The organism is Aeromonas sp. Y293-4 (assembly GCF_027705905.1).
In the GTDB taxonomy this organism is placed as follows: Bacteria; Pseudomonadota; Gammaproteobacteria; order Enterobacterales; family Aeromonadaceae; genus Aeromonas; species Aeromonas veronii.
Window position 1 is genome coordinate 202805 of record NZ_JAPDCI010000003.1, and the last position, 24877, is coordinate 227681.

The 24877-nt window shown below is 59.6% G+C and carries 24 protein-coding genes; 12 read left to right on the forward strand and 12 right to left on the reverse strand.

Annotated elements, in window-relative coordinates; genetic code table 11:
* Positions 1–238 precede the first annotated feature (238 nt).
* The gene (xerD, locus tag OKC31_RS04870; RefSeq protein WP_247823309.1) at positions 239–1138 is read left to right on the forward strand and encodes a site-specific tyrosine recombinase XerD; all 900 of its coding nucleotides are present in this window, start codon (positions 239–241) and stop codon (positions 1136–1138) included.
* Here the strand turns inward: xerD and OKC31_RS04875 are convergent.
* Both OKC31_RS04875 and mscL read right to left on the reverse strand, forming a co-directional pair.
* Positions 1135–2670 carry a sensor domain-containing diguanylate cyclase gene (locus OKC31_RS04875; RefSeq protein WP_247823308.1) on the reverse strand — a complete coding sequence of 512 codons (1536 nt, stop codon included), beginning with the start codon at positions 2668–2670 and terminating at the stop codon, positions 1135–1137. The two genes, xerD and OKC31_RS04875, sit on opposite strands and share 4 nt — an antisense overlap.
* An 86-nt stretch (positions 2671–2756) precedes the next feature.
* Complete coding sequence (gene mscL / locus OKC31_RS04880) at positions 2757–3167, reverse strand: large-conductance mechanosensitive channel protein MscL (protein ID WP_005335147.1); 411 nt, start codon at positions 3165–3167, stop codon at positions 2757–2759.
* A 316-nt stretch (positions 3168–3483) separates the two neighbouring features.
* Here mscL and OKC31_RS04885 point away from each other — a divergent pair, with 316 nt between their 5' ends.
* From OKC31_RS04885 to OKC31_RS04895, 3 genes are all read left to right on the forward strand, one after another.
* Entirely contained in the window at positions 3484–4131 is a 648-nt protein-coding gene (locus OKC31_RS04885; RefSeq protein WP_005335146.1) for a disulfide isomerase DsbC N-terminal domain-containing protein, read from the forward strand.
* Entirely contained in the window at positions 4097–5827 is a 1731-nt protein-coding gene (recJ, locus tag OKC31_RS04890; protein WP_247823307.1) for a single-stranded-DNA-specific exonuclease RecJ, read from the forward strand. Before OKC31_RS04885 ends, recJ begins: the two co-directional genes overlap by 35 nt.
* A gap of 177 nt (positions 5828–6004) precedes the next feature.
* Complete coding sequence (locus OKC31_RS04895) at positions 6005–7189, forward strand: MerR family transcriptional regulator (RefSeq protein ID WP_270656402.1); 1185 nt, start codon at positions 6005–6007, stop codon at positions 7187–7189.
* Between the two features lie 67 nt (positions 7190–7256).
* Here the strand turns inward: OKC31_RS04895 and lnt are convergent, their stop codons facing one another.
* From lnt to miaB, 5 genes are all read right to left on the reverse strand, one after another.
* The gene (gene lnt / locus OKC31_RS04900; RefSeq protein WP_201932352.1) at positions 7257–8801 is read right to left on the reverse strand and encodes an apolipoprotein N-acyltransferase; all 1545 of its coding nucleotides are present in this window, start codon (positions 8799–8801) and stop codon (positions 7257–7259) included.
* Between the two features lie 148 nt (positions 8802–8949).
* Complete coding sequence (gene corC, locus OKC31_RS04905) at positions 8950–9834, reverse strand: CNNM family magnesium/cobalt transport protein CorC (RefSeq protein ID WP_005354092.1); 885 nt, start codon at positions 9832–9834, stop codon at positions 8950–8952.
* A gap of 95 nt (positions 9835–9929) precedes the next feature.
* Complete coding sequence (gene ybeY, locus OKC31_RS04910) at positions 9930–10394, reverse strand: rRNA maturation RNase YbeY (RefSeq protein WP_005354089.1); 465 nt, start codon at positions 10392–10394, stop codon at positions 9930–9932.
* Positions 10391–11440 carry a PhoH family protein gene (locus tag OKC31_RS04915; RefSeq protein ID WP_128814851.1) on the reverse strand — a complete coding sequence of 350 codons (1050 nt, stop codon included), beginning with the start codon at positions 11438–11440 and terminating at the stop codon, positions 10391–10393. Before OKC31_RS04915 ends, ybeY begins: the two co-directional genes overlap by 4 nt.
* A 54-nt stretch (positions 11441–11494) precedes the next feature.
* Entirely contained in the window at positions 11495–12928 is a 1434-nt protein-coding gene (gene miaB / locus OKC31_RS04920) for a tRNA (N6-isopentenyl adenosine(37)-C2)-methylthiotransferase MiaB (RefSeq protein WP_005335132.1), read from the reverse strand.
* 265 nt (positions 12929–13193) lie between these two features.
* On the opposite strand from miaB, the gene OKC31_RS04925 reads away from it, so the two are divergent.
* The 4 genes from OKC31_RS04925 to OKC31_RS04940 all read left to right on the forward strand — a co-directional run bounded on the left by OKC31_RS04925 (position 13194) and on the right by OKC31_RS04940 (position 16936).
* Positions 13194–14357, forward strand: a complete 1164-nt coding sequence (locus OKC31_RS04925; RefSeq protein WP_270656404.1) for an FAD-dependent oxidoreductase — start codon at positions 13194–13196, stop codon at positions 14355–14357.
* A gap of 49 nt (positions 14358–14406) precedes the next feature.
* Positions 14407–14973 carry a cysteine hydrolase family protein gene (locus tag OKC31_RS04930; RefSeq protein WP_101529542.1) on the forward strand — a complete coding sequence of 189 codons (567 nt, stop codon included), beginning with the start codon at positions 14407–14409 and terminating at the stop codon, positions 14971–14973.
* A gap of 132 nt (positions 14974–15105) precedes the next feature.
* Positions 15106–15798: an excalibur calcium-binding domain-containing protein gene (locus OKC31_RS04935; RefSeq protein ID WP_270656471.1), complete on the forward strand. Its 693-nt coding sequence runs from the start codon at positions 15106–15108 to the stop codon at positions 15796–15798.
* Positions 15799–15997: 199 nt separating this feature from the next.
* Entirely contained in the window at positions 15998–16936 is a 939-nt protein-coding gene (locus OKC31_RS04940) for a sensor domain-containing diguanylate cyclase (RefSeq protein WP_005335125.1), read from the forward strand.
* A 92-nt stretch (positions 16937–17028) separates the two neighbouring features.
* Here OKC31_RS04940 and OKC31_RS04945 read toward each other — a convergent pair whose 3' ends face one another.
* A complete protein-coding gene (locus OKC31_RS04945; RefSeq protein WP_270656406.1) occupies positions 17029–17937 on the reverse strand; it encodes a LysR family transcriptional regulator in 909 nt (302 codons plus the stop codon).
* Between the two features lie 115 nt (positions 17938–18052).
* On the opposite strand from OKC31_RS04945, the gene OKC31_RS04950 reads away from it, so the two are divergent.
* Both OKC31_RS04950 and OKC31_RS04955 read left to right on the forward strand, forming a co-directional pair.
* Positions 18053–18298: a hypothetical protein gene (locus OKC31_RS04950; protein WP_270656407.1), complete on the forward strand. Its 246-nt coding sequence runs from the start codon at positions 18053–18055 to the stop codon at positions 18296–18298.
* Positions 18299–18306: 8 nt separating this feature from the next.
* Complete coding sequence (locus OKC31_RS04955) at positions 18307–18957, forward strand: HAD-IA family hydrolase (RefSeq protein WP_270656408.1); 651 nt, start codon at positions 18307–18309, stop codon at positions 18955–18957.
* Between the two features lie 110 nt (positions 18958–19067).
* Here OKC31_RS04955 and OKC31_RS04960 read toward each other — a convergent pair whose 3' ends face one another.
* Positions 19068–19670, reverse strand: coding sequence for a nitroreductase family protein (locus tag OKC31_RS04960; protein WP_047438005.1), 603 nt, complete (start codon positions 19668–19670; stop codon positions 19068–19070).
* A 248-nt stretch (positions 19671–19918) separates the two neighbouring features.
* Between OKC31_RS04960 and OKC31_RS04965 the strand changes: the two genes are divergently transcribed.
* Positions 19919–21469, forward strand: coding sequence for a sensor domain-containing diguanylate cyclase (locus OKC31_RS04965; RefSeq protein ID WP_270656409.1), 1551 nt, complete (start codon positions 19919–19921; stop codon positions 21467–21469).
* 247 nt (positions 21470–21716) lie between these two features.
* Complete coding sequence (locus tag OKC31_RS04970) at positions 21717–22199, forward strand: YMGG-like glycine zipper-containing protein (RefSeq protein ID WP_005354064.1); 483 nt, start codon at positions 21717–21719, stop codon at positions 22197–22199.
* Between the two features lie 96 nt (positions 22200–22295).
* Here OKC31_RS04970 and OKC31_RS04975 read toward each other — a convergent pair whose 3' ends face one another.
* The 3 genes from OKC31_RS04975 to efp all read right to left on the reverse strand — a co-directional run bounded on the left by OKC31_RS04975 (position 22296) and on the right by efp (position 24861).
* Complete coding sequence (locus OKC31_RS04975) at positions 22296–23252, reverse strand: D-2-hydroxyacid dehydrogenase (RefSeq protein ID WP_270656410.1); 957 nt, start codon at positions 23250–23252, stop codon at positions 22296–22298.
* A gap of 143 nt (positions 23253–23395) precedes the next feature.
* Complete coding sequence (locus tag OKC31_RS04980) at positions 23396–24160, reverse strand: DUF3530 family protein (protein ID WP_270656411.1); 765 nt, start codon at positions 24158–24160, stop codon at positions 23396–23398.
* A gap of 134 nt (positions 24161–24294) precedes the next feature.
* Positions 24295–24861, reverse strand: a complete 567-nt coding sequence (gene efp, locus OKC31_RS04985; RefSeq protein WP_005335100.1) for an elongation factor P — start codon at positions 24859–24861, stop codon at positions 24295–24297.
* Positions 24862–24877 lie beyond the last annotated feature (16 nt).

The following is a 24877-nucleotide window of genomic DNA, read 5'->3' on the forward strand; positions in this document are numbered from 1 at the left end:
CTGTTGGCGCTTTCTCGCGTGCTTTGGCGCGTTCTCGCATGCTCGTGTGGGCTGCGCCATGTTGGCAACACGATGGGTAACGTAAGGGGAGGGCGCCAGTCTAGCAGATTGCCATTCGACCTTCACCGCCCGGCAAGGGGTGTGGCAAACGTGCCTTATCTTTCCAATGAAAGTGCCTTGTCTTTCCAAGGAGTTGGCGCGTTACAATGGGCCATCTTTCCCCTGATTGCAGCGCACCATGAGCAAGCCTGTCCCCCACCCCCTGATTGAACCCTTCCTCGATGCCCTCTGGCTGGAGCGGGGATTGTCTGACAACACGGTCAGCTCCTATCGCAGCGATCTGGAGAAGTTCTCCCTCTGGCTCGACGAGCAGGGGAGCTCGCTGCTGCTGGCTGGGATGGACGAGATCCAGCACTACCTCGCCTGGCGGGTCGATCACCAGTTTGCGGCCAGCAGCACCGCCCGTTTTCTGTCGGCCCTGCGCCGTTTCTATCAGTATCTCAACCGTGAGAAGCTGCGCAGCGACGATCCGACCGTGCTGCTGGAGGGGCCCAAGCTGCCGAAAAAACTCCCCTCCGATTTAAGCGAAACGGAGGTGGAGGCACTCTTGAGTGCGCCGCTGGTGGATGACCCGCTGGAGTTGCGGGACAAGGCGATGCTAGAGCTGCTCTACGCCACCGGTTTGCGGGTTTCCGAGCTGGTGGGGCTCACCGCCGAGCATGTCAGTTTGCGTCAGGGCTTGGTGCGCGTAGTGGGCAAGGGCAACAAGGAGCGGTTGGTGCCGATGGGCGAGGAGGCGATGCACTGGCTGGAGCGTTACTACCGGGAGGCGCGCACCCTGCTGCTGGGGGGCACCACTTCGGATGTGGTGTTTCCCTCCAAGCAGGCCCGTATGATGACCCGCCAGACCTTCTGGCACCGCATCAAGCTCTATGCCCTGCGGGCCGGGATCAACGGCGAGCTCTCCCCTCACACCTTGCGTCACGCCTTCGCCACCCATCTGCTCAACCACGGCGCCGACCTGCGAGTGGTACAGATGCTGCTGGGTCACGCGGATCTCTCCACCACCCAGATCTACACCCATGTGGCCAACGAACGGCTCAAGGCGCTGCACGGTGAGCACCACCCCCGCGCTTAAGCCCGTTGCAACCGATTTTTGCCCGCTTGTTTAGCCTGATAAAGGGCTGCATCGGCGCGAGCCATCACACTGTCTGGCGCATCATTCAGGGATTCGGCAATGCCACCGCTAAAGGAGACGCTTAAGCCCTTTTCACGCCAATCCTGTTGCCCCATGCTGATACGCCACTGCTCCATCAACTTCTGCGCGTTGGCAATATCCGTCTGCTCAAAAATAGCGACTAGCTCTTCCCCCCCAAAGCGGCACAGGGTTGCCTGTTCCTCCAGCAATTGGCTACCTAGCTGAGCGGTGCGTTTCAAAACGGCATCACCGATGGGATGACCATAGGTATCATTTATTTTTTTGAAGTTATCAATGTCGATAATCGCCAATATATATTGGCTATTTTCTTTATGTAGAATGGCGAGCACCTCTTCCAAATGACGGCGGTTGTACAAGCCGGTTAATGCATCACGCAGCGATTTTTCTGTTTCGGCCTGCATTTTGTCTGAAATCATCACTATTTCATCCTCCAGCTCCTCTATGCCAGCCAGCTTGGGGATAATAATCTGTTGCCCTGGAGGGGTAATACGCAATTGTCTAACAACTTGTACCAATGTGCTGATAGTATGCTCCAGACGTTGTCTGAAAATAATGGCAACCAGTGTGAATATCGATAGTGACAATATCAGAGTGATAAATATGGTGGGCAGTATTTCACCAATCAAAATATCGCTCTTGAATGGAAATATAGTAATAACCAGCCATGATGGGTTGTTGTGAAGGGCGTGATATGAAATGAGATCACCATTTTCACTCATTAAAGTACCATTCCTGCCTTTCAATTCAGAAATCCATGGCTGGTCAAGTCGACTGCCGTTTTCCTGAGGGTCGCTGTGAGCCACAATCATCTTGCTGCCTCGGTCAAAGAGCATATATACAACATTGTTACTACTCTCCAGAATCCGCCCTATACGTGCTGAAAATACTTTCAAGTTCAGGTCGATACCAATCACGCCCAGAAAATCCCCCTGGTTATTGAAAACAGCATGGGAAAGGGTGACGACCGGCGTTTTTTCAATCGCGTCAATGTAAGGGGCGCTCCAGATATTGATGCCGGGATGCTCGATGGCATTGCGATACCATGGACGTTCCGACTCTTTGAACTCAATCGGGGTAGGATGAAGAGAGAAATTGATATGCTTGTTATCCTGAAGCATGTAGTACACAGTTTTTATTGGGCCATCAGGGTAAAGAAGGTATTGCCAAATGTCGCGATAACGTTGTTTTAATTCCGGGGGAAGATCTCCATTATTCTCAGTAATGTCGGCAATGATGATATTTATTTGCCTCTCAACCGAAGAGAGTGAGTTATCCCATTGCTGCGCAGTACTATCGTTAAAAAATCTGGCGGTGCTTAGCAAGGTGTTTTTCTGCATAACAGAAAAAAGGTACGCACTACCCAATGTGGTCAAAACAAGTGGCAGCGCAAGCAGCAAAAGAAAACGGAGAATAAAGCTGTGATTGGAGTTTGCAGCAGTGGAGTTTTGCATAGTCACGACGCCTATATAACTTTACGCCATCTAACCATAGCCCATGGGCATCGTGACACACATACACACCAGTCTGGGGAGTCGGCTTAACGCTCCTGTTGAGATTTCAGCAGATCACGGATCTCGGTCAGCAGCTCCTGATCCTTGGTCGGGCCTGCCGGGGCGGCGGCTTCCTCTTCCTGCTTCTTCTTGAGGGTGTTGATGGCCTTCAGTCCCATGAAGATGGCGAAGGAGATGATCAGAAAGTCGATGATGGTCTGGATGAACTTGCCATAGGCGATAACTACGGCGGGTGTTGCACCTTCTGCGGCCTTCAGGGTGACCGCCAGGTCGCTGAAGTCCACGCCGCCCAGGATCAGGCCGATGGGCGGCATGATCACGTCACCGACAAAAGAGGAGACAATTTTGCCGAAGGCGGCACCAATGATGATACCGACCGCCATGTCGATGACGTTGCCGCGGGCGGCAAAGGCTTTGAACTCTTGAATCAGACTCATTATTTCCTCCGAAATTAAACAAGATAGCGCGTTGATTACCCTTGCCAAAGGGCGAACTCTTGTCAGGAAAAACAGAGGCTAAGCCGCGTTGTTCCTGTCGTCCTGACTAGCTTGCGGGCGTTATGAGTCCTTGGCAATCGGGGGGAGCCATTTTTTTGGTACAAAGTGATATTAATTTTTTGGTAAGTAGCTGGTTGAATGATGAGCTGTGCTGCTGTAGTTTGCTGGGTCGATTCATTCATACCACGTGAGTAAACAAGTGAAGTATTTACTACTGGGAATGATGCTTTTGTGCACATTTGCTGCCAGAGCGGGGATGGATACCCAAGCCTTGAAACAGACCATCACGGCCCGGCTGGGGGTCCCCGTCTATCTGGTTGAACCGACCCCGATCGCGGGGTTGTATATGCTGGGCACCTCACAGGGGGTGCTCTACAGCGATGCCAAAGGGGATTATGTGGTGCAGGGGGTCATGCTGGATATGACCCGCGACATGAAGAACCTGACCATCTCGGGTATGCGCGAGCAGCGCCGACTTGGCTTGGCACAGGTGGCCCATGCCCCCATCGTGCTCAAGGCCCGGGATGAGCGTCACCGGGTTGCGCTGTTTCTCGGCGAGCAGGACGCAAAGCGCCGTCAGCTCTCCGGCACCTTGCAACACCTGCAGGCATCCGGGGTGAGCGTGGCACTCTATCCGGTGATTGATCACGCCGAACGGGCCGCCGACTGGTGCAGCGATCCCCTGCTGCAAAATGATCCGTTAAAAGCCTATTTGCCTCAAACGGCATGTAGTGAGACCCTTATCCAAAATATTGGCCTGAGCCAATGGTTGGGGGTCAAGGTACTGCCGGCCTGGGTCTCCTCCGACGGGGATCTGGTGCGCGGGTATCAGAGCCCCGAACAGCTGCTCAAGATACTGGATCATATTGATGTCCCTGCAAATCCGTCGTCGTCCGCGAGTTGATGATTCCCATCTGCCTGCCACCCTGCATCCCCTGCTCCGCCAAATCTTCGCCAGCCGTGGCGTAGAGGATCCCGCCCTGCTGGAGCGCAGCGCCAGCCAGCTGTTGCCGCCCCAGCGCCTCTATGGGATGGAGCAGGCTGTGCCGCTGCTGGCGGATGCCCTGACTGCCCAGAAACGGCTACTGATTGTCGGCGATTTCGACTGCGATGGCGCCACCAGCTCTGCCCTGTGCGTGCTGGCCCTGCGCGCCATGGGGGGGCGCCATATCGATTTTCTGGTGCCCAATCGCTTCGAGTTTGGCTACGGTCTCACCCCCGAAATTGTCGAGCTGGCGGTGGCCCGTGGCGCCGAGTTCCTGATCACGGTGGATAACGGCATCTCCAGCATCGCCGGGGTGGCGGCTGCCAAGGCGGCCGGCATGCAGGTACTGGTTACCGATCACCATTTGCCGGGTCAGGAGCTGCCTGACGCCGATGCCATCGTCAACCCGAACCAGCGCGGTTGCGATTTCCCCTCCAAGTCGCTGGCCGGGGTGGGGGTAGCCTTCTACCTGATGGCGGCCCTCAACACCCATCTGCGTCAGCTCGGCTGGTTCGAACGGCAAGGGTTGCGAGCCCCCAATGTGGCGGATTACCTCGATCTGGTGGCCCTCGGCACGGTCGCCGACGTGGTGGCGCTCGATGGCAACAACCGCATTCTGGTCCATCAGGGCTTGCAGCGGATCCGGGCCGGGCGCTGTCGCCCCGGCATTCAGGCGCTGGTGGATGTGTCGGGCCGCGATGGTCGCCGCCTCACCGCCGCCGACCTCGGTTTTGCACTGGGGCCACGCCTCAATGCGGTAGGGCGCCTCGATGATATGTCCCTTGGGGTCGCCTGTCTGCTCTGCGATGATCTCAATCTGGCGCGCCAGCTTGCGGCCGAGATGGACAGCCTCAATCAGGAGCGCAAGGAGATTGAGCAGGGGATGCAGCAGGAGGCCCTCGCCACCCTGGAGCAGATCCGGTTTCGCGATGGCGAGGTGCCGTCGGGTATAGTGCTGCATCGGGACGAGTGGCATCAGGGGGTGGTGGGGCTGGTGGCCTCCAAGGTGAAGGAGAAGTACTACCGCCCGGTCATTGCGTTTGCCGAGAGCAGCGAGACCGAGCTCAAGGGCTCCGGCCGCTCCATCCCCGGCGTGCACCTGCGCGATGCACTGGAACTGCTCGATACCCGCCATCCGGGCCTGATGGGCAAGTTTGGCGGCCACGCCATGGCGGCGGGGTTGACCCTGCCCAAGGCCAATATCGAGGCGTTTGGTCGGGCCTTTGAGGCGGTCATCAGCGAGCTGGTGACACCGGAGCTTTTGACCGGGGTGTTGCTCACCGATGGCGAGTTGTTGCCGGATGAGCTCAACCTCGAGCTGGCGGAGCTTATTCGCGCCTCCGGCCCCTGGGGTCAGGCCTTCCCCGAGCCGCTGTTCGACGGCGAGTTCGTGCTGGTGCAGCAGCGGTTGGTGGGGGAGAAGCACCTCAAGATGATGCTGACAACCGATTCCGGTCACGCGGTGGATGCCATCGCCTTTGGCGTCGATCTCAAGCGCTGGCCCGATGCCTCGGTCAAGCGGGTGCGGCTTGTCTACCGGCTCGATGTCAACGAGTGGCGCGGCAACCGCAGCGTGCAGCTGCTGGTGGAGCATCTGGAGGCGGCCGGTCTCTGAGCCGGTAGCATCGCTGCTCTATCACCGCTTTATCACAGATAGCGCTGACAACGGCCACCCTCGGGTGGCCGTTTTTGTTGGCGGATCTCTGGAAAAGGGCGTTGACCTGTCTATAGCTTCACAGTTTAAGCTCATCTCTATCGGGTCATCTGAGGGCCCGCACCATGAGTGATTGCCATGAAAATATCCGAACTGGCCCGCCGCTGCGGCCTCGCCCGTTCCACCCTGCTCTATTACGAGAAGCTGGGGGTGATTGCCGGTACCCGGGCCGCCAACGGCTATCGCCACTATGACGAGGGGGATCTGCAGCGACTGCAGATGGTGCAGGCCCTGCAGGCAGGTGGTCTCAGCCTCAAGCAGTGCCTCGCCTGTCTGGCTGGCGAGATAGATCAGGCGGCATTGCAGGCCCGGGTCAGGGAGCTCGATAAGGAGCTGGCGCGGATGCAGCGCGCCCGGGATCTGTTGGCGGATCTGGCAGGGTTGCGTCCGCGCTCCGGTGAGGAATTCAAGGCCTGGCAGCTGCAACTGCAGCGCGAGGCACCGGAGGCCTACTTCGCGTGGGTGATGAAACAGGGTTTTAGCGAGAAAGATCGCTACCACTTGCAATGGTTGAGCAAAGACATGAATGAACATGATCGTTACATCAAGGACTTTATCCAGCTGCTGGATGGCATGAGTTACTGGGGGCCGGGGGATCGCGCCTTCACCCAGCAGCAGTTTGCCGCCTTGCCCATCCGGCCGCGCCGGATCCTCGACATGAGCTGCGGGCGCGGGGCCTCGACCATGGCGCTGGCGCAGGTGACCGATGCCACTATCGTAGCCATCGATCTGGAAGAGGAGGCGCTGGCCGCCGTGGCGCACTCCGCCCGTGCAGCAGGCTTTGAGCATGTCTCCACCCTCTGCGCCAACATGGCGGCACTGCCGGACGATTTGGCACCGGCCGACCTCATCTGGGCAGAGGGGAGCGCTTACGTGATGGGGGTTGCCAATGCGCTGAAGGCGTGGCGCCCGCTGCTCGCGAGCCCACAGGCTTGCATCGTGCTGAGTGATGCGGTCTGGCTGACCGATAACCCGCCCGAGGAGGCATTGGCATTCTGGCAGCAGGATTATCCCGCCATGCAGACGCTGGCGGGCCTGCTTGAGACGATACAAGCGGCAGGCTACCGCTGCCTGTCACACACTCCGTTGCCGATGAGCGCCTGGAACAACTATCTGGATCCCATCGAGGTCAATCTGGTGCGCTATCGTGACGAGCTGGGGGAGAGTGCCGCCTGGCAGGACTTGAGCCGGGAAGTGGCCATCCACCGCCAATATCTTGGCAGTTACGGCTATGTGATCTGCTGCCTGCAAAAAGATAAGTGATTAGCTGTCGTAAAAAAACGAGGCGCCTGCGGGCGCCTCGAGGTTTATCAGGGATTGCGGATGGCCATTACAGCTCGCGGGCCCAGGGGTGAGCCTTGGGGCGCAGCGCCAGCGCCAGACCCAGCAGCAGCACGGTCAGACCGTAGAGGGGCCAGCTGCCAAAGCGCATGTAGGGGGTCTCGCCGTGGGCGGGACGCACTTCGCTGCGCAGCACGCCCGCTTCAAACTGCGGGATCTGGCCGATGATGCTGCCATCGATCTCGGTAACGATAGTGATGCCGGTGTTGGTGTCCCGCAGCAGCGGACGAGCCAGCTCCAGCGCGCGCATCCGGGCGATCTCCATATGCTGCCACGGACCGATGCTGGTGCCGAACCAGGCGTCGTTGGAGACGGTCAGCAGGAAGTCGGTATCGGCATTGACGTTGCGGCGCACCTCCTCCGGGAAGATGATCTCGTAGCAGATGGCGGCGGCAAACTTGAGCCCCTTGGCGATCAGGTTGGGCTGCACTTCGTCACCCCGGCTGAAGGAGGACATCGGCAGGTTGAAGAAGGGGGCGATGGGGCGTAGCAGATCTTCAAAAGGCACGAACTCGCCGATGGGCAGCAGGTGGTACTTGTTGTAGCGGTTGGAGTGGTTGTAGAAGTAGGACTCCTTGCCATCCGCATCCTGCACCCCCATGCCGAGCACGGTATTGTAGAAGCGCTGTTGCTGCTCGTCGTAGTGAATGATCCCCGCCAGCAGGCCGGTATCGTTCACCTTCATCGCCTTGTCCAGATTCTCCAGATAGGGGCCCATCGCCTTCTCGATGGCCGGGATCGCCGATTCCGGCCAGATGATGATGTCGGCATCCTGATTCTCGCGGCTCAAGTCCTGATAGGTGCGCACCGTGGGGGCCAGCGCCTCCGGATCCCACTTGAGGGACTGGGCGATATTGCCCTGCACCAGTGCCACCTTGACCGGCTCGCCACGGGTCACCCAGTTGAGCTGCATCAGACCGTGGGCACCGGCCACCAGCAGGGCAGGCACCGCCAGCCAGAGCGGGGAGCGGGACTTCCACACCAGCCAGATAGCGGAGGCAGAGAGCAACAGGGCGAGGGTGATGCCCTGCACCCCGAGAATGGGGGCAAAGCCCTTGAGCGGGCCGTCGATCTGGCTGTAACCAAACCAGAGCCAGGGGAAGCCAGTCATCACCCAGCCGCGCAGCCAGTCAGCGACCAACCACAGGGCCGGGAAGGCGAGCAGCCAGCGGCTCCAGTGACGGCCGCCAAAGAAGCGGGCAAAGACCCAGCTGGCGAGCATCGGGTAGAGGGCCAGATAGGCGGAGAGCCCGGCCAGCAGCACAAAGGCGACCGGCAGCGGGATGCCGCCAAACTCGGTCATGCTTACGTGGATCCACCACAGGCCCGGCAAAAAGAGTCCCATAGCGTAGCCAAAACCGCGCCAGGCAGCCTGTTTCGGCGTGGCTTTGTCCAGCAGAGCGTAGAGGCCAAGCAGGGAGGGGATCACCAGCGGCCAGTAGCCGAAGGGGGAGAAGGCCAGCACTGCGATGGCACCAGAGGCCAATGCACTGAGGCTTAACAGAATTTTGGAAGTAACAGGGGATAATCTCACGGGCGATGGTGCTCGTCTTGGTGTGCAACTGGGGTCGAATGGCCGGTATCTTAACCTGTAAGCGGGGCAACGGCGAGCCTCGATGCCGGTGGCAGAGAGCACAACGCCCCGAGGTCGGGGCGTTGTTTCACACATCGAGCGGATCTGCTTATTGCGGCTCGGATTGCGCCGCCGCGTGGTGTTCGGGGATCTTCACCTGCAGCTGCTGCAGACGACGCCGGTCGGCATGCATCACCTTGAACAGGTAGCCGTCCAGCTCGATCTCCTCGCCCTTCTTTGGCAGGTGGCTGAAGGCGTGCATTACCAGACCACCCACCGTGTCCACCTCTTCATCGCTGAATTTGGTGCCGAAGAAGTCGTTGAAATCCTCGATCTCGGTCAGGGCACTGATGGAGAAGACCCGCTTGCTGAGGCGGCGGATTTCGTCCGGTTCATCCTCGATGTCGTCAAACTCGTCGTCGATCTCGCCAACGATCAGTTCCAGTATGTCTTCGATGGTCACCAGACCGGAGACGCCACCAAATTCGTCGACCACAATGGCCATGTGGTAGCGCTCTTCACGGAACTCCTTGAGCAGACGGTCAACCCGTTTGCTTTCCGGCACGATCACCGTGGGGCGCAAGATTTTCTCGAGCTGCAGCGGCTCGCTGGCGTGATGGCCGCCAAACCCGAAGGGGAGCAGATCCTTGGCGAGCAGAATGCCCTCCACATGATCCTTGTCCTCGTTGATCACCGGGAAGCGGGAGTGGCCGGACTCGATGATCACCGGCAGGATCGCATCCACCGGTTGGGACTTCTCGATGGTCACCATCTGGGAGCGGGGGATCATGATATCGCGCACGCGAAGATCGGCGATCTCCAGCACCCCCTCGATCATGTCCTTGGTGTCCTGATCGATGAGGTCGCGCTCTTCGGCATCGGCTATCACGTCTACCAAATCATTGCGGTCTTTTGGCTCGCCCTGGAAGAGTTGGCTGAGTTTGTCGAGCCAGGTTTTCTTCGGCGAGCCGGTACTAGGGTGATCGTCGGTCATTTTCTCTCTTGGTTACTCGTATGAACACACTTGAAATAGTTCGGGTTATATAAGGATGGTCATCTGCTGTTTCAAGTCGATGACCGTCCGGCGTTTTACTCTTCGTCGTTCAGATAAGGATCGGCAAAACCTAGCTCCTGCATGATGTCGCGCTCAAGCGCTTCCATCTCTTCGGCTTCCTCATCCTCGATATGGTCATAACCTAGCAGATGCAGACTGCCGTGCACAACCATGTGGGCCCAGTGTGCCATGAGGGGCTTGCCCTGCTCCTCGGCCTCGCGCTCTACCACCTGACGGCAGATCACCAGATCGCCGAGCAGCGGCAGCTCCAGACCGGGTGGCGCCTCGAACGGGAAGGAGAGCACGTTGGTGGGCTTGTCCTTGCCGCGATAGGTGAGGTTGAGTTCGTTGCTCTCCGCCTCATCGACGATGCGCACCGTCACTTCTGCCTCCTGCTGGAAGCCGAGAATGGTGCCGTCGAGCCAGCCTTGCAACTGGGCTTCGGTGGGCAGGCCGTCAGTGCTGGCACTGGCCAGCTGCAGATCCAGGGTTACGCTCATTGCTCACTCTCTTTGCTGGAGTTTGTTTGGCCGGCCACCTTCTCGGCGGCCTGTTTGGCGTCGAACGCCTCATAGGCCTGTACGATACGGGCCACCACCGGGTGGCGCACCACGTCTTTGGACTCGAAGAAGTTGAACGACAGACCATCGACCCCTTGCAGCACTTCCAGAGCATGGCGCAGGCCGGATTTGGCGTTGCGCGGCAGGTCTACCTGGGTGATATCACCGGTGACCACCGCCTTGGAGTTGAAACCGATGCGGGTCAGGAACATCTTCATCTGCTCGGTGGTGGTGTTCTGGGCCTCATCGAGAATGATAAAGGCGTCATTGAGGGTTCTTCCGCGCATATAGGCGAGCGGCGCCACTTCGATGATGTTGCGCTCCATCAGCTTCTCGACCCGCTCAAAACCCAGCATCTCGAACAGGGCGTCGTAGAGCGGGCGCAGGTAAGGATCCACCTTCTGGGAGAGATCGCCGGGCAGGAAGCCGAGCTTCTCGCCTGCTTCCACCGCCGGACGGGTCAGCAGAATGCGGCGGATCTCCTGACGCTCCAGCGCATCCACCGCCGCTGCGACCGCCAGATAGGTCTTGCCGGTACCGGCCGGGCCTATGCCGAAGCAGATATCGTGGCGCACGATATTGGCAATGTACTGGGCCTGATTTGGGCTGCGTGGCTTGATGAGACCGCGCTTGGTCTTGACCGTCACCTCCTTGCCATAGGGGATGCTCGGCGCCGGTTCGTCATCCTGCTCCAGCACCCGCGACTCCTGAATGGCCAGATGGACCATGTCGGGAGTGATATCGGTCACCTTGCCACCCTTGAGGGGCTGGGTTTCCACATAGAGGTGCTTGAGGATGACGGCGGCGGCATCCAGCTGGGCCGGTTTGCCCACCAACTGGAAGTGGCTGTCACGGTAGCTGATCTCGACGCCGAGGCGGCGCTCCAGCTGCTTGATGTTGTCATCGAAGGGGCCGCACAGGCTGGCAAGGCGCTGGTTGTCGGCGGGCTCCAGATGCAGATTCAGGGTCGAGATGTGTCGGCTCAAAATATCCTCGTCTCAAGGCGCTCCCCATCCGCCGGGCGAATGGGGAGGAGGGGATTAATGGGGTGTGAAGGCGGCCACGCCCAGCTCGTCCGGCACGTTATCCGGGCGACGGGCCAGGATTTCGCTCGGGGCGGTGGCGATCCGCAGGTTCATCTCGCTCTCGCCGCGGATGAACTTGCCGCGCAGGGAGTTGGGACGTACCTCGGTGATCTCCACGTCGGCAAAGCCGCCGATCAGGGTGTGCTGGCCTTCGAAGTTGACCACCCGGTTGTTCTCGGTGCGGCCACACAGCTGCATCGGGTCGAGCTTGGAGGGCCCTTCCACCAGGATGCGCTGGGTGGTGCCCAGCATGGCACGGCCAATCTGCATCGCCTGGTTGTTGATGACGTGCTGCAGGCGGGCCAGACGGGCTTTCTTCACTTCCATGTCGACATCGTCGGGCATGTCGGCGGCCGGGGTGCCCGGGCGCGGGCTGAAGATGAAGCTGAAGCTCATATCGAAACCCACATCCTCGATCAGCTTCATGGTCGCTTCAAAGTCTTCGTCCGTCTCATTCGGGAAGCCAACGATGAAGTCGGAGCTGATGGTGATGTCGGGACGGGCGGCACGCAGGCGACGGATCTTGGATTTGTACTCCAGGATGGTGTGCGGGCGCTTCATCATGGTCAGAATACGGTCGGAGCCGCTCTGCACCGGCAGGTGCAGGAAGCTGACCACTTCCGGGGTGTCTTTGTAGACTTCGATGATGTCGTCGGTGAACTCGATCGGGTGGCTGGTGGTGTAGCGAATGCGATCGATACCGTCGATAGCGGCCACCAGACGCAGCAGCTCGGCGAAGGTGCAGATGCCTCCATCAAAGGTCGGGCCGCGGTAGGCGTTGACGTTCTGGCCTAGCAGGTTCACTTCGCGCACGCCCTGCTGGGCGAGCTGGGCGATTTCGTAGAGCACGTCGTCCAGCGGTCGGCTCACCTCTTCACCGCGGGTGTAGGGCACCACGCAGTAAGTACAGTATTTGGAGCAGCCTTCCATGATGGAGACGAACGCGGTAGCCCCTTCGGCGCGCGGTTCGGGCAGGCTGTCGAATTTTTCGATCTCGGGGAAGGCGATATCAACCTGAGCACCACGGCCCTCTTGCACTTCCTTGATCATGGCGGGCAGGCGATGCAGGGTCTGCGGGCCGAACACGATATCCACATAGGGAGCGCGTTGGCGAATCGCATCGCCCTCCTGAGAGGCAACGCAGCCACCCACGCCGATCACCAGACCGGGCTTGTTGGCCTTGAGCTTTTTCCAGCGTCCCAGCTGGTGGAACACCTTCTCCTGCGCCTTTTCGCGGATGGAGCAGGTATTGAGCAGCAAGACATCTGCCTCTTCGGGCTCTTCGGTAAGGGTGTAGCCATTGCTGGCATCCAACAGGTCGGCCATTTTGGACGAGTCATACTCGTTCATCTGGCAACCCCAGGTTTTAATGTGAAGTTTCTTGCTCATTGCTTCTCTTGACTTGTTTTGAAATCGGCATGGTCAAAGGACCGCGCATTTTACTCCGCAATCTGGATACTGCCTAGCTAATATCCAGCTGGCAATGGTGCTCACCCGATACCTGTTGCCTGCAAGCTCAATAAGCTTTCTCCTTGATTTGACGCAGCAATTCCCCGTTTGTCTCACTGTTTATCAGCCGCCCTTGCGCTATCATGCAGCCATCCGGTTCACGTCCGGGCGCTGTCGCCGGACGCACCCTTTCAGGAATAAATGTATGGAACAGTGTGATATCGCCATCGTCGGCGCCGGCATGGTGGGCGCCGCCACCGCCTGTCTGCTGGCGGCTCAGGGTCTCTCGGTGCGGGTCATCGAGACCCAACTGCCGGAGCATTACGCGCCGGAGCAGCCGCTGGATCTGCGGGTCTCCGCCATCAGTCAGGCCTCGGTGGCGCTGCTGGAGCAGGCCGGTGCCTGGCACCATCTGCAGCAGATGCGGCTCTGCCCCTACCGCCGGCTGGAGACCTGGGAGCTGGACGGTTTTGCCACCCGCTTCAATTCCGCCGATCTCGGTCTGCCCCAGCTCGGCTACATCATCGAAAACCGGTTGGTGCAGCTCGCCCTGCTCAAACGGATGGAGGATTTTCCCACCATCCAGACCCACACCCCGGCGGCGGTGACCAGCCTGCGCCAGAGTGCGGATGAAGCTGTGCTGACTCTGGACGACGGCACCGAGCTGGCGGCCCGCTGGGTGCTGGCCTGCGACGGTGCCGAATCCCACACCCGCAAGCTGGCAGGTATCGGCGTATCGCGCTTCGAGTACCGCCAGCACTGCATGCTGATCAATATCGACACCGACTTTGCGCAGGAAGATATCACCTGGCAGCAGTTCACCCCGAGCGGCCCGCGCGCCTTCCTGCCGCTGCCCGGCCAGCACGGCTCCCTGGTGTGGTATGACAACCCGGCCCGTATCCGCGCGCTGGCGGCCATGAGCAACGAAGGGCTTGCCGCCGAAGTGCGCCGCCACTTCCCAAGCCGGCTCGGCGGATTTACCGTCACCGGCAAGGGGAGCTTCCCGCTGGTGCGCCGCCACGCCAACGACTATCACGCCGGTCGGGTGGTGCTGCTTGGCGATGCTGCCCACACCATCAACCCGCTGGCGGGGCAGGGGGTCAACCTCGGCTTCAAGGATGTGGCCTGCTGGGCTGATCTGCTGCAAGGAGCTGGCGCCGACTGGCATCAGCTGGCGTTGGCCGAGCGTTACGAGCGACGCCGTCGCCCCGATAACCTGCTGATGCAGTCGGGAATGGATCTCTTCTACGGGGTGTTCAGCAACGAGATTGGCCCCCTCAAGCTGGCCCGCAATCTGGCTCTCAATCTGGCGGACAAGGCGGGCCCGCTCAAGGAGATGGCGCTGCGCTATGCACTGGGGCTGGTTTGACAGGTAGAAACCAGGTAACACGGGCTGAATTCGCGAAGGAGCAAAGGTGATGAACAAGGCACTGCTGGTGATCGATTTTATCAACGATATTGCCCATCCCGACGGGCGCATTGCCGCCTCCGCAGCCCATGTGCTGGAGCAGGATGCCATTGCGCATGCCAATCAGGCGCTGGCCCATGCCCGCGCCCACGGCTGGCTGGTGGTGCTGATCAAGGTGGGCTTTGACGGCGGCTATCAGCTGCAGCCCAAGGGGTCTCCCATGTTTGGTCGCGCTCACCAGTTGGGGGCGCTCTCCTTGGCTGACAGCGGCACCGACTTTCATCCGGATCTGGATGTGCAGCCCGGCGATCTGGTGCTGACCAAGCCCAGAGTGAGCCCCTTCTATGGCACGGCGCTGGAGCCTGCGCTGCGGGCCAACCACATCGACCACCTCTATCTGTGCGGGGTGAGCACTAGCTGGGCCATTCAGGCGGCAGCGCGGGATGGTCACGATCGCGACTACGCCATCACCATTCTGGAGGATGCCTGCGCCGCCGCAGATGCCACCGAGCATCACACCTCGCTGCGGATGCTGGGTCGCATCGCCGAGATCATCAAGGTGTCCCGGCTGGCTTGATCCTTAACGCAGGCTGCGCTCGAGCACCGTTTTGAGATTGACTCTGTGGCCTCCTGTCGGGCAGCTGCGCTTTTGGGCAACATGATTGTCGGGCAAGATAGTGCTCACATGGATAACAACAAGGATGGACAGATGCGTTATCAGGGACGGATCGCGAGCTGGAACGAGGCGCGCGGCTTTGGATTTATTACGCCGGAGCAAAATGGCGCCGAGCAGGCAACCAATGGGTCACGCAGTGCAGGGCTATTTGTGCATGTTACGGCGCTGCAATCAGATGGCCGGGTGCCAGAGCCGGGGGAGCGTGTCACCTATCTGATCGGCAGTGGCCAGGATGGCAAACCAAGGGCGTTACAGGTCTTTTTCCCCGATCGCCCGCTCACGTTGGCGGATGCCGTGCCGTCGGCCGCAATATCAGCCACAAGGTCAGCCGCACCATCAGCGGCGCCATCGTTTCGGGCGGCAAGTCAGCCGCCACGCCCCACCTCGACCAGAGAGAGAAGCAACCCCTATCGACGTCGCAAGAGCAGCTGGAGTGGCAAACTGATCCCCCTGCTGGTGCTCGTCGGCCTCTTTTCCATCTATTCCCGTTTCTCGGCCGAGTCGATGGCGCCATTGCCGGTCTCATCTTTCAATCAGGAGGAGATCAGCACCTCGGTCAGCACGCCACAGACACCGACCTTTATTCGTCAGTGTGATGGTCGGCAGCATTGCTCCCAGATGACCTCCTGCGAGGAGGCAACCTGGTTTTTACAAAACTGCCCTAGTACCAAGATGGATGGGGAAGGAGATGGCATCCCCTGTGAAAATCAGTGGTGTGGTCATTAAATGTGACTTATCAGATACATATGCTTATGATGCGCTCTTGTTATCCGGAACAGGGAAACTGGCCTGAAACCTTGCCGGATAGTGTTCGATGGTGAAATTTGGTCTCAGTTGGCTAAGTGGGAATGGGGTGCTTTACTCTATCTGCTGACTTAATTGTTAATAGTTGGCGGTATGCCACTTTTGCCACAGGATGGCCACCATGGCGGATGATATACAGACGCGGCAGAGTCACTTCGCCGAGCGAGCCCATCATCTGGCTGCGCTGCTGGATTCGCTGGAAGACCAGATATCGGTGATAGATCGGGATGGCGTGATCCATTACACCAATCTCGCCTGGGATCTGTTTGCCGAGCAAAACGGTATGCCCAAGGGATATAACTGGATTGGGGTCAATTACATGGGGGCTTGTGACGCTGAATCCGAGCCCTCTGGATTGGCTGCCGTGGAGGGGATCCTTCGGGTTATCCGTCATCAGCAGGAGAAGTTCTATCTGGAATACCCCTGCCACAGCCCCGACACCCAGCGCTGGTTTATGATGCGAGTCGCGCCGGTACCCGGGCTTGACGCCGAGTATTTTTCCATCGCCCATATCAATATCACCGAGCGCAAGCTGCTGGAGCTGGAAGTTGCCAGCCTCTCCCAACATGATCCCTTGACCGGACTGGCCAATCGGCGGCTGTTCAACAGCTTTTTGCATAACGAGTGGCGGCGCAGCATGCGTGAACATACCCCGCTCTCCCTCATCATGCTGGATCTGGATAACTTCAAGGCGTGCAATGACCATCTTGGTCATCAGATGGGGGATGGCTCCCTCCAGCTGGTGGGCCATCTTCTGCAGTCCTTCTGCCAGCGTCCGGCGGATCTGCCCTGCCGTTTTGGTGGTGACGAGTTTGCCCTGATCCTTGGCAATACCGATCGAGATGCGGCCCAGCGGATTGGAGAGGAGATCCGCCAGGCCATCAACGATCTCGACATCGTGGTGGCAAATAATATTCAGCTTAGCGCCAGCATTGGCATTGCCACCTACACGGCAGAGCAACTGCTGGAGGGGGAAGGGGCGTTGCTGGCCGCGGCCGATGCGGCGCTTTATTGCGCCAAGGGGGCGGGTAAAAACCGTAGTCACTGCGCCAGCTGTTGAGCCGCATTGCCGCTTTTGTCCTGCATGCGCCCCCTTGATGGGGGCGCACTGTTTTGACGTGGCACGATGTTAGCTACCAGCAAGGGTTGGTTTCAGCGCTCGGGCGTGGCTGACACCGGCAGGGGATGGCTGGCGATCACCTGCCTGACGAAGTGATCCCGGATGGGGTCGGCAAAGTCCGGATTCCATACCATGCTGACCTCCCACTCGGAGCTGGGACCAGAGAGGGGATAGAGGGTGACATCGGGCCCTGCGATAAAGCTGACGCTGCGCGGCAGGATGGCGTTGCCTATGCCCGCCGCGACCAATGCCACCAGCGTCTGGATATCCTCGGCCTCCTGGACCATGCCGGTCAGCCGATTGGCGCCGAGAAAACCGGCGATCTGCTGGCTGAGCCCAGGGCAGCGGTGGCCCACCATCTGCAACAGGGGTTGACTGGTCAGTGCCTGCTGGACGTCGAATGCGGCCGGGTCTGGCTCGGTCATCCGTGTCGGCACCGCCAGCACCAGCCGGTCGATCAGCAGTCTGTGTTCCTGCAACTGCTGTACCTGCGGTCTGCGCATAAAGCCCAGCTGCAACTGGCCGGAGAGCAACTGCTCCTGCTGGATGGCTGAGGGCATATCCTGTAGATGGACCATCACGTCCGTGACCTGCTGCTTGAAGCGGGCCACCAGCGCAGGGGCCAGCGCGAAACTCGACAGGCCAAACCCAATCTTGAGCCGACCGGCCACGCCACTCGCCACCGCCAGCGCGTGACGTTCAAACTCCCTGCCGTGTTTGACCAGTGCGCTTGCCTGAGTGAGCAGCTGGGCGCCGAGCGCCGTCAGCTCGGCGCCGTGGCGGCCCCGTTTGAACAGGGTGCAGCCCAGCGTCTGCTCCAGCCTCTGGATCTGCTTGGTGAGGGCCGGCTGGGTGATAAAGAGGCGGCTGGCCGCTTCCCGGTAGTTGGCGGTGTCGGCCAGCGTCACAAACGCCTGCAGTTGTTTGAGGTCGAATTTCATTCCGTTTGATTATCGAAAGTGGCCATTTACTCATTATAAATTATCTAAACGCCCTGTTCTAATGGCGCTGAAAGGGGAGCCGAGCCCCCTTCGGTCTGGAACAAGGAGTCATATCATGTCGACCCAACGTTATCTCTTTTTGATCAAGGGCAAGCTGGTGCTGGCCCAGCCGTTGGCGGCCCCGGAGACTGGGGAGCTGCTCGTCAGCCTGCTGCAACAGGGTTTTGTGGTCGGCCCCTTGCAGGTGTGGGTTGGCAGTGCCGAGCAGGCGCTCGCTTGTTATGAGCGTGCCGCCCAGCAGCAGGCCTTTGCCGATGCGTTCTCTGGCTCTCTGCCCGAGCTGGCCGGGGTGCCTGTATGAGTGCTGGCATGAACACGATCACCCTGTCAGTATCCGCCCTGCTGCTCGATATGGATGGCACCCTGGTCTGCTCTACCGGCGATGTGGAGAAGGTGTGGCGGCTCTGGTGTCAGCATCATCAGCTGGCCCCCGAGCCGGTGTTGGCGATGTGCCACGGTATGCGCTCACGTGAGGTGATCCGGGCGTTGGCCCCGCAGCTGGATGTGGAGCTGGAAGCGGCGCGGCTCGACGAGCTGGAGATGCTGCATACCGGCGGAGACGCCATCGCTGGGGCTGGCGAGTTGCTGCACTGTTTGCCGTCAGAGCTTTGGGCCATCGTGACCTCCGCCAGTGCGCGGGTTGCCCGCCATCGCCTGAGTTGTGCCGGTTTGCCGCTGCCCCACGTACTGATGGGGGCCGAAGAGGTGGTCAATGGCAAACCCGATCCCGAGCCCTATCTGCTGGGGGCTGAACGGCTTGGCGTCTCGCCCGCTCGTTGCTTGGTGTTCGAGGATGCACCAGCCGGTATCGAGAGCGCCCTGCGTGCAGGTTGCACAGTGGTGCAGGTGGGGGGGGATGCGCCGCTCAATCCGGCGGTGGTGGCGGTGATCCGCGACTGGTGCGAGGTGAAGGTGGAGTCGGGGGAAGGTGAGTCCCTGCTGGTGACGCTGCCCGCCTGAGCGGTAGAGCGTATTACGACCGCAGATTGCGGTATGAACCATCGCCATCAACACTGCATGCCGCAATAAAAACGCCCCCGAGATGCGGGGGCGTTTTGCTATCTCAACGGTTATTTGAAAACGCGGAAACGGGTAGCGTCGTCGATAAAGGTCTTATCGCCGGCTGGTTGCTTGATGCTGCCAAAGGGCATCTGGGCGCGCAACAGCCAGCTGGCGGGCAGGTTCCACTCCTTGCGTACCGCCTCGTCGATCAGCGGGTTGTAGTGCTGCAGGGAGGCGCCGACTTTCTCCTGCGCCAGCGTCGTCCAGACCGCAAACTGGGCGATGCCGGTGGCATGTTCCGACCAGATGGGGAAGTTGTCGGCATAGAGGGCGAATTTTTGCTGCAGATCCTTGATGACGTCGGTGTCTTCGAAGAACAGCACGGTACCGAAGCCTGCGCGAAAGCTGCCATCTACCTTGGCCTCACTCTGGGCGTAGGCCTCCGGCGGCACAATCTTTTTCAGCTCGGCTTTGACGATATCCCACAGCTTGTGGTGCTGGGCGCCAAACAGGATGACGGCACGGGAGCTCTGGGAGTTGAAGGAGGAGGGGCTGTGTCTGATGGCATCCTGGATCAGGGCCGTCAGCCGCTCCGGCGTGTGGGACACCTGGTCGCCCAGGGCATAGATGGTACGACGTGCTTTGATCTGTTCGATAAACGGACTGCTCATAACATCTCCTTGTTCTGCTTGGCGTTGCAGCCGGTGATGGACGGTTTGTCCAGCGCCTGCCGAATCAGGTATAGACTATAACACCCGCGATGCAGAGCGGGGTTAACCCGGGGTAACTAGCGTTTTTCCTGTCAGTTGATATTCGTTTGCGAACCCTGACGTTTCGTTAATGTTGGAAATGTCATTTAAGGGGCGCGAAAGTGATATTAATCAATGATTCACTCTCCTTTCTCTCCTACAATCCCCGTATGTTTTCTTGGTTCGGATGTGATGTGAGCCGTTCGTATCTCAATAAACGCTACTATGTGTTGGTCCCCCTCTCGGCATTGATTGGTTTGATGATCCTGATAGTGACGATCATCATGGCTATTGCCAGCTATCTGAGGGATATCGACATGACGGTATCCGGCTTCGGCCACATGGCCTCCTCCGTTGAAGCGTCCCTGATCCACGAGATGGTGAAGGTCAATGAGCGGCAACTGGCAGTGCTGGAGGCCTCGCTCGACAAGGAGAAGATCGCTCGCGGCGGGCTGGCCGATTCCCCCATCTGGGCCATTGCGCACAAGATCAAACCAGGCAACCACTACATCTACTTTTACAACTTGAACGCGGATCGTATCGACAGCTACCCGGACTGGCTACCGCCCCCCGGTTATCAGGCGGCGCTGCGACCCTGGTATCAGGTGACCACTATGCCGGGCGACGAGCGCGTCTGGTTTGGCCCCTACCCTGAATACAATACCAATGAACTGATACTCAGCCTGATTAAACGAGTGCGGGACGATCAGGGGCAACTGCTGGGGCTGCTGATGGTCGACATGTCATTCGACTCGCTGCAGCAGGCGCTACAGCGGACGGTTGGTGGCAATCAGGCCGCACTCTATCTTACCTTGCGCGACAGCGGCCAGCTGGTGGTGGGCAGCAATATGGATCTGCTGGCAGATCATCCCATCGAGCAACATCAGGGCCAGCAGTGGCTCGGTCTGGATGTGTTGTGTCATGGCACTTTCCTTAAGCGCGAGCTGGCGGATATTGGCTGGGATCTCAATATCTATCTGCCGCCCGTGCTGTTTCGCAACAGCCTCTATGAGGCGCTGCAGATGGTGGTTTTGCCATTGATCTCCCTGTTTGCCATCTGGTGTTGCACGCTGAGTCTGCTGGTGCGGATCTTCCGCCAGGAGCAGGCGCTGGTGTCGGGTTCACTGACCGGTATCGTGCGCAATCTGGAGAGTTCTCCCCCTATCACCAAGGCCAATACCTGGTTTGTGCGACGCAGCCTGAACGAGATCGATCAGGTCAGGGCCAGCTTCCTCAAGGGGCAGGATGCGCTGTTGCGGGACCCTCTGACCGGTATCATGAACCGGCGAGCCTTCGAGCAGCACAAGAGCGCGCTGGAGCTGAGGGGGGAGCGCTTCTGGCTGCTGCTGTTTGATATTGATCACTTCAAAGGACTCAATGACAGTCGGGGTCATGCCTTCGGCGATCAGGTGCTGTGTCGGGTGGCCAACTGTCTTGCTGATGTGCTGGGGGTGAGCACGGTTTACCGGATTGGTGGCGATGAGTTTGCCGCTCTGCTGCAACAGCCACAGGATGAGCTGGCGGAGAAGCTCAATTGTCTGCTGGACGTGGTGCGACATCAACAGTGGCGTGAGCACAAGGGACAGGTCACCTTGAGTATCGGCGGCGCCTGCCATTCACCCGTTGCCGACCCCATCTTCGAGCGTGCTGATGCAGCCCTTTATCGTAGCAAGGAGGCTGGCCGGGACTGCTGGCATCTGGCGGATGAGGTTGCTGACTGACAGCTTTTGTCCCAGCGCGGCGGGTCTGTGCCGGGACACGACAACCAGATTGTGGGGCGCCCAGCCGTAATAGTTTGGCTTTTTGGTGATTTTAATCTTTAAATTCAATTGCTTGATCTTACTCTTCCATTTTGGGCGGTGGCCGTGCGGCCATTGACTGTCGCATCCCTCATTTCTGCTGGCTGGCGAACCCCGTGGCGCTTTGTATAGTGCCGCTGAATATTAATCAGGTTTGACAGGAGTACCCATGGAGATGAATTCACGTGCTCTTCGCGCACTGGCACTGCTGGGCGCCTTGCTGGCTGGCAGCACGACCGTGCACGCCTCCGAGACCCTCAATACCATTTTGGGTGGCGGTGCAGGCGGGGTGGCGGGCACCATGATCGGCAAGGAGCTGGGGGGTGATACCGGTGCGCTGGTGGGGGCTGCGTTGGGCGGTGCTGCCGGTGGGGCTGCGACGGCCAACAAGGGCAACAAGAATGAAGCGGCCCTTGGCGGCGCTGTGGGGGCGCTGGGCGGTGCCGCCATCGGCAAGAGTGTCGGTGGTGATACCGGTCAGCTGATCGGCGCCGGGGTCGGCGGGGCGAGCGGTTCGGCCATCGGTGCCAAGACCGGCGATGGTCATAAGAGCCAGGATCGCTATTACGATGATGACGACGATCATCACCATCACAAGCACCACAAGAAGTACAAAAAGCATAAAAAGCACAGATGGCACGACGACGATTGATGTGTGCGCAGTGAGTGCGGAAGATGAAAAACGGGGCCTGTTGGTCCCGTTTTGCATGGTGTGGTCACTCGATTTTGCGGTTACTCGCTCGTGCGGTTACACCAGCCGGTGCTGGCGGCGACCGGCGGCAAAGGCGTTGATGTTGTCGATCAGCTGATCGGCTAGCCGCTGCATCGACTCTTCGCTGGCCCAGGCCACATGGGGGGTCAGAATGAAGTGAGGGTATTGCAGCGCCTTCATCAAGGGGTGGTCTGGAGGCGGCGGTTCGACGCTCGCCACATCGAAACCGGCACCACCGAGGCGGCCATTGGCCAGCGCTTGCAGCAGCGCCTCCTCATCCACCAGCCCACCGCGGCCGACGTTGATCAGCAGGGCGCCCGGTTTCATCAGATCCAGCTCCCGCTCGCCAATCAGGTTGCGGGTGTAGGGGGTGAGCGGGCAGTGCAGGCTGATCACATCCGAACTTTGCAGCAACTCGTCGAGGGGCAAGCGGTCCTCGTCGTGACTGGCGCCGATCTGGCTCTGGGCGTAACGCACTGTCATCCCCATCCCTTTGGCCCGCTCGCCAAGCGCCTGTCCCAGAGTTCCCTTACCGATGATGCCAAGCTGCTTGCCGTGCAGATCCATGATGTTGTGGTCGAAGAAGCAGAACTGGCCGCTCTGTTGCCAGCGCCCCTCCAGCAGCGACTGGCGCCAGCAGAAGAGGTTGCGCGACAGGGCCAGCATCAGCGCCATGGCGTGCTCCGGCACCGAGGGGCCCGAGTAGTTGCGAATGTTGCACACCCCGACGTTGGCGGCGCGGCACGCTTCCAGATCCACGTTGTCGCTGCCGGTGGCGGCCAGGGCGATGAGTTTGAGCTCTGGCAGCTGGGCCAGTTCGGCGGCGCCGATCCGTACCTTGTTGATGATAGCGATGCTGGCATCTTTGAGCCGCTCCACCACCTGTTCCGGGGCCGTGCAGGGATAACTCTGCCAGTGGTGGGGGAAGTCGGGGTGATGCAGGGTGATGCCCGCATCCAGGGTATCGCTGTCGAGAAACACAATCTGCTGCATGGGCCTTCCTGCCATTGTTCAGGTTCGAGAGGCCATGATGCCAAAGAGGATGCAGTCAGGGCCAGCCTGCCGCTGTGTCATGGCAGGGCTTTATCCGGCAGATGTGAGCTTGCGCGCTTTATTGCGCCACGATGGCGGCTGGTTTAGAGCCAGCCCAGATGGTTGAGCCAGCCCTGAATGCGGGTGGGGGTCTCCTCCAGCTCCATCAGGGCGTAGGGGCGATAGTTGAGCTTGTTGCTGCGCCGGCTCTCGCTTCTGCGGGCCTCGGCGGCCAGCAGGGGCCAGCGACCGCCATCCTCCTGATAGAGGTCTAGAGTGGGGATGGCCGCCTGAGCCACCTGTTTGGCCAGGGTCTGATTGCTCTGCTGATTGGGGAAGAAGCCATCGAGCAGCACCAGCGCGTCGGGGGCGGGCAACTGTTCGCTGGCGATAAGGTTGGCGGTCCAGGCGGCGCCTGTGCCTTGCGCCAGGATCAGCTTGAAGCCCCCCTCCTGCAGCTTGGCATCCGCCAGCTTGCTGATCCGCTCGGCAAACTGTTTGCGAAATGTATCGCTGTTTTTCGCTTTTTTCTCGGCGGCTGGGTCCAGTTCGGTCTGCTGGGGGGAGGGGAGCAGCAGCAGGGTATCAAAGCCCAGCCGACCGAGAGCGCGAGTCAGTTGCCAGAGCTGGCCGCTGCGCTGCCAGTCGGGCAGTAAAATGGCGAGTCCCAGATAGTTTTCACTGTCGTGTTTGGCGAACAGCACCGTCTGCTTGTCTATCTGGGTGGCATCGGGTAACCCTTTCCAGTCGCTGGCTTGCCAATGGTCGAGGGGCCGTGGCTCGGCAACGGGGGGCGCAACCTCGCTCGCCTCTGCCCCATGGCCAGCCAGCAAGGTTAATAACAGCAGTGATAAGGATAATCTGGCCATAGTGTGCTCCCCCGGTTATATGGGTTAGCGGCGGCGGCGGGATTTTCTGAAGGCGGGCGGTGTGATGGCAACCCGGAGGCAATAAAAAAGCGAGCCGTTGGCTCGCTTTTTTGCAATCAATTCAAAGCGGTCAATTAGTTGACGCGACGCTTGAATTCACCGGTGCGGGTATCGATTTCGATCTTGTCACCGATCTCTACGAAAGCGGCAACAGCCAGCTCGTAGGTAGTGCCTTTCAGACGGGCAGGCTTGGTCACTTTACCGGAGGTGTCGCCACGGGCTGCCGGTTCGGTGTACTCAACTTCGCGCACGATGGTGGTCGGCAGTTCTACGGAGATGGCTTTCTCGTTGTAGAAAGTCACTTCACACAGATCTTCCATGCCGTCTACCAGGTAGTTCAGCACGTCACCCAGGTTGTCTTTCTCTACGTCGTACTGGTTGTACTCGGTGTCCATAAAGACATACAGGGGATCGGAGAAGTAGGAGTAGGTGCACTCTTTACGTTCCAGCTGAACAACGTCCAGCTTGTCGTCGGCCTTGAAGACGGTCTCGGTAGCGCTGCCGTTCAGCAGGCCCTTCAGCTTCATTTTGACCACGGCGGAGTTACGGCCGGATTTGTTGAATTCAGCCTTCTGAACCACCATCGGCTCGGTGCCGATCATGACTACGTTACCAGCGCGGATTTCCTGTGCGGTTTTCATGTAAAAAATTCCTGTT